Raw genomic sequence first — 239 nt, 5'->3', positions numbered from 1 at the left:
CCGTCAGCTATCTGCGTGGTGCCTTTGTCCGACAGACGATCAGCATGGCGTGCCTCGGGGATAGCGCAGGCGGCTTCGCAAGGTGTTCAACACCGTCATGCGTCCGATGCTGCCCGAAGTCGAGGATGATCTGCCGCGCCTTGTGAATCACGAGCGCCGCACGATGCACCAGCTCTTGTAGCACGGTGCGGATCCGCCGCCGCTTGGCGGGATGGCGCACCGGGCTCAGCTCGCCGGTC

The 239-nt window shown here is 65.3% G+C and carries 1 pseudogene; it reads right to left on the bottom strand.

The features are described 5' to 3' along the window. Positions 1 to 7 precede the first annotated feature (7 nt). Positions 8 to 239: pseudogene (locus P8629_RS12630) on the bottom strand (hypothetical protein); the annotation flags it as partial.

This window comes from Hydrogenovibrio sp. 3SP14C1, from assembly GCF_029625905.1.
GTDB lineage: Bacteria > Pseudomonadota > Gammaproteobacteria > Thiomicrospirales > Thiomicrospiraceae > Hydrogenovibrio.
The sequence above is the reverse complement of the archived record's forward strand: the minus strand, read 5'-3'. Positions and strand labels throughout refer to the sequence as shown.